Below are 4,820 nucleotides of genomic sequence, written 5' to 3'. Positions count from 1 at the left end.
GGTCTATATTAGAAAGATAATTATAAACCTTATGAGTTTTCTCATCATCTGGAGTATATATTAAAACCTTCTTATTAGTATTTATTGACCACTCTAGGTATTCATATACACTCATAGGTATTTCTTCTTCTATATTTACTCTAGTTACCATAACCCTAGGTTCAGCAATAGGAACTTGTTTATCTTTTCTTAAATTATATAATATTAACTCATTATTAAATACTGGTTCCATGGAATAACTAATCATAGTTCCATAGTTATTACAGACATACTCCACTAGCTTATTTATAGACTCATTACTATATATAGGCCTAGAATTTATTTCATCATATATAATAAAGTCAAATCTCTCCTTTAAGTATAAGGCTCTACTGTGGGTACATATATTAACTTTATCTGTATATGCTATATCATTCTCACCTTCAATAGAATTTATAAGATTTTTATTAATCAATCCTAATATCTTTACCTCTTCTATATCTGTATTTATTATATATAATATCTTTTTATTTTCTTTAAAACACCAGTTAAATACCTTATTAAAAATTTGTTTTTTATTATTTAATGAAGAAATTATATTTATTTTATGCAACTTCTTTTTAACACCATCTAATATGGTATCTTCTATAGATTTCTTTGATGCCTTCACTATCTCTCTATTGGTTTTTATAAATGACATAAACTCTCTCCTACCTACATATGAATTATCTCTCTTATTCTCCATTTAAGTCCTGAATATCTCTCAAAACTTCTATTGTTATCTTTCATAAATTCAACCACTTTAGAATTACCTACCAATACCACTAACTTCTTAGCCCTGGTTATTCCAGTGTAAAGTAAATTTCTATTCATCAGTAGTGGTGGTCCCATAAACATAGGCATAATAACTACAGGAAATTCACTTCCTTGGCTCTTATGGATAGTAACTGCATAAGCTAAAGTTATTTCATCTAAGTCGCTTTCCTCATATTCTACGATTTTATCATCTTCAAAGCATACAGTAATCTTATCCTCATCCTCATTAATTTCTGTTATATACCCTACATCTCCATTAAATACACCCTTACCTTCTTCACTGGAATTATTTTTGCTCCACTTTAGAGTATAGTTATTTTTAATTTGCATAACCTTATCTCCTACTCTAAAAATCATATCTTTAATCTCAACTTCATCCTTATCTTTACTTTTAGGATTTAACACTTGCTGAAGTTGTATATTTAAATTATCTATTCCCATAATTCCCTTACGCATAGGTGATAATACCTGTATATCTCTAACACTATCCCATTGCACATTAAACTTAGGAAGTCTTGTTTTCACTAATCCAATGATTTTTTCTAACATAACTTCACTATCTGCAGCTCTTTCAAGATAGAAATCACTATTTTTGGTATTTAAAATAGGCATCTTTCCTTCATTTATTAAGTGGGCATTTTGTACTATCATACTTTCTTGCCCTTGTCTAAATATCTCATTAAGTCTTACTACTTTTACTGCATCGCTTTCTATAATATCCCTAAGAACATTTCCTGGTCCCACTGATGGTAACTGATCCACATCTCCTACTATTATTAGTCTAGTTCCTACCTGCATTGCTTTTAAAAGAGCATTCATAAGACTTATATCTACCATAGATGCTTCATCCACTATTAAAACATCACACTCTATGGCAGATGTTTCATTTTCTATTTCATCTACCTCTTCTTCACTATAACTTCCTATTTCCAAAAGTCTATGGATAGTTTTTGCTTCTCTACCTGTAGCTTCAGCCATCCTTTTCGCTGCCCTTCCTGTAGGTGCAGCCATAAATACCTTAAGTCCTAAACTCTCAAAAATACTTACAATACAATTTATAATTGTTGTCTTTCCTGTTCCGGGTCCCCCTGTTATAACCTCTATCCCATTAAAAAAAGCACCCTCTATAGCTTCTTTTTGAGAATTGGCTAATTTAATATTTGCTTTACTTTCAAAGTCTTTAATTTTCTCATTTGCATTTAAACTTAATTTATCATAGTTAGTAGTGGCTAGTTCTACTATTTTACGTGTTATAGACATTTCTAGATAAAGATAGGACATATTATATACCGCATCTATATTATCTACTACCTCTACCTTAATCTTTCCATCAATTATCAGCTCATAAACTCCTTCATCAAATTTCTCACTGTTTATCTCCAGAAGTTTCATTCCCTTATCTCTTAATCTATCCATAGGTATAAAGGTATTTCCTATAGCACAAAATTCATTAATTATGTATATAACTCCACTTTTTATTCTAAATAGAGAGTCCTTCTCTATACCCAAGCTCTTAGCTATGGAATCCGCTGTTCTAAACCCAATTCCACTTATGTATTCTGTTAATATATATGGATTATCCTTAACTATATTTATGCAGTTAACTCCAAACTTCTTGTAAATCTTCATGGCCATATTAACAGTTATGCTGTAACTTTGAAAGAAAATAATAATATCCTTAGTAACCCTCTGCTCTAAATAAGATTTCATAATGGTATTTATTCTCTTTTTACCTATGCCAGGAATCTCTTCAAGCTTTTCTATATTACTATCTAATATTTTTATTGTATCTTCTCCAAAAAATTCTACTATTTTTTTTGCTGTAACCTTCCCTATCCCTTCAATGACTCCACTAGCTAAATATTTTTCGATGCCACTAGTAGTTGTAGGTATTATTTCATGTATACTTTCTATTTTAAACTGCTTACCAAACTTAGGATGAACAGTCCACTCTCCTTGAACACTATATTCTTGGGATTCATTTATAAATGGTATTGTTCCAACAATGGTGACAACTTCCTTATCACACCTTAGTTTACATATTGTATACCCATTATCATCATTTCTAAATACAACTGTTTCAACTATCCCTTCAATGGTTATCATAAAATCTCTCCTAATACCTATTATTATCTATCTATAACTATTATTATACCAAATTATATCTCATATATATTAACAATATAATAAAATTTAGTAATATTACTCAGTTTAAAGTAAAAATAATTATCCTTGTTAAATCTCATACACCATATACACTTAATTATAACCCTTTAAGCCAAACTCCACTCAGTACCTTCGCTGAACTCCAAATCATTAATTCGGGTTATATAGTTAAAAAAATCCACACTAACAAATCATATTGTTAGTGTGGATTCTTATTTATAAATATATATTTTTAATTACTTATATATATTTCTTTATTTCTTCAACCTTATTTAATTGCTCCCATGGTAGGTTTAAGTCATTTCTTCCAAAGTGACCATAAGCAGCAGTTTGTTTGTATATAGGTCTTCTTAAATCTAATTCTTTTATAATAGATGATGGTCTTAAATCAAAAACTCTATTAACTATATCTACTATTTTATCTTCAGAAAGTTTTCCAGTTCCAAAAGTATCAATTTGTATAGATACTGGTCTAGCAACACCAATAGCATATGCAAGTTGTATTTCTAGCTTATCAGCGACACCAGCAGCTACTAAGTTTTTAGCTACCCATCTTGATGCATAAGCAGCAGATCTATCTACCTTTGTTGGGTCTTTTCCTGAGAAAGCTCCACCGCCATGTCTACCAGATCCACCATAGGTATCTACTATTATTTTTCTACCTGTAAGACCTGAGTCTCCTTGAGGTCCTCCAATAACAAATCTACCTGTAGGATTTATATAGTATTTTGTGCTTGCATCTAATAAATCAGCAGGTACTATCGGAGCTATAACATGCTCTTTTAAATCCTTCTCAATTTGTTCTCTTGTAACATCTGGACAATGCTGAGTTGAAATTACTATAGTATCTATTCTAACTGGCTTATTGTCTTCATACTCTACAGTTACTTGAGTTTTTCCATCTGGTCTTAAGTAAGATAAAGTTCCATTTTTTCTTACTTCTGCTAGTCTTCTTGATAATTTGTGAGCCATAGCAATTGGAAGAGGCATATATTCTTCAGTTTCATTTGTAGCAAATCCGAACATCATACCTTGATCTCCAGCACCTGTAGCTTCATCATTGTTCATTTGACCTGCTTTACTTTCTAAAGCTTCATCAACTCCCATAGCAATATCACCTGATTGCTCATCTATAGATGTTAATACTGAGCATGTATTGCAATCAAATCCATATTTTGCTCTATTGTATCCAATTTCTTCAACTGTATTCCTAACAACCTTTTGGAAGTCTACATAGCAGTTTGTACTTATTTCTCCCATTACAAGAACCATTCCTGTAGTAGTTGCAGTTTCACAAGCTACCCTGGCATTTGGATCTTTTTCTAATATGGCATCTAGTATTGAATCAGATATCTGATCACACATTTTATCTGGATGTCCTTCAGTTACTGATTCTGACGTAAATAATCTTCTCATTGAATTTTCCTCCTTAAGTATTTAAATATTACCGACACTTAAAATTAAAACCTCTTCTTATAAGACAAGAAGAGGTTAGTATATTTCAAACTAAACTTTCTTATCTTGCAGAAAATACTGCAGGAATTGGCACCATTGCTTTTAATAGCCGGTTGCTGGGTTTCATTGGGCCTTTGTCCCTCCACCACTCTTGATAAGAGTTATATTATTAATTTATACATAGATAATAGCATAGGGAAATTTAACTGTCAACACACTTATCTATTAATATAAATAATTAACATTTACCATTATAATAATTTTCTATATGTCATTAAATATATTTTAAACTTAATAAAAATGTTTATTCAATTATTATAAAATACTTATTAAATTCGTATTTTATATTTTATTAAAAATAAGACACTAAGTAAACTTAGTGTCTTATATGGTGGAGGAGGACG

Annotated in this window: 2 protein-coding genes, 1 pseudogene and 1 riboswitch; all 3 genes and pseudogenes read right to left on the bottom strand. The window is 30.5% G+C overall.

Annotation, left to right across the window (positions count from 1 at the left end; all coding sequences use genetic code 11):
- A pseudogene (locus B2671_RS06680) lies at positions 1–679 on the bottom strand (hypothetical protein); the annotation flags it as partial.
- A 14-nt stretch (positions 680–693) separates the two neighbouring features.
- The gene (locus tag B2671_RS06675; protein ID WP_346869706.1) at positions 694–2,901 is read right to left on the bottom strand and encodes an ATP-dependent RecD-like DNA helicase; all 2,208 of its coding nucleotides are present in this window, start codon (positions 2,899–2,901) and stop codon (positions 694–696) included.
- A gap of 300 nt (positions 2,902–3,201) precedes the next feature.
- Positions 3,202–4,377 carry a methionine adenosyltransferase gene (gene metK / locus B2671_RS06670; protein ID WP_346869705.1) on the bottom strand — a complete coding sequence of 392 codons (1,176 nt, stop codon included), beginning with the start codon at positions 4,375–4,377 and terminating at the stop codon, positions 3,202–3,204.
- Positions 4,378–4,474: 97 nt separating this feature from the next.
- Positions 4,475–4,577: riboswitch (SAM riboswitch) on the bottom strand.
- Positions 4,578–4,820 lie beyond the last annotated feature (243 nt).

Source organism: Clostridium sp. UBA5119, from assembly GCF_002414285.1.
Classification (GTDB): Bacteria; Bacillota; Clostridia; order Clostridiales; family Clostridiaceae; genus Clostridium_J; species Clostridium_J sulfidigenes.
Note: the sequence above shows the minus strand (reverse complement) of the source record. Positions and strands in the feature narration are given on the sequence as shown.

Bases quoted from the DNA above. Each gene is read 5' to 3' on its own strand.
- B2671_RS06675 (WP_346869706.1), bottom strand. From the start codon at position 2,901: ATGATAACCATTGAAGGGATAGTTGAAACAGTTGTATTTAGAAATGAT.
- metK (WP_346869705.1), bottom strand. From the start codon at position 4,377: ATGAGAAGATTATTTACGTCAGAATCAGTAACTGAAGGACATCCAGAT.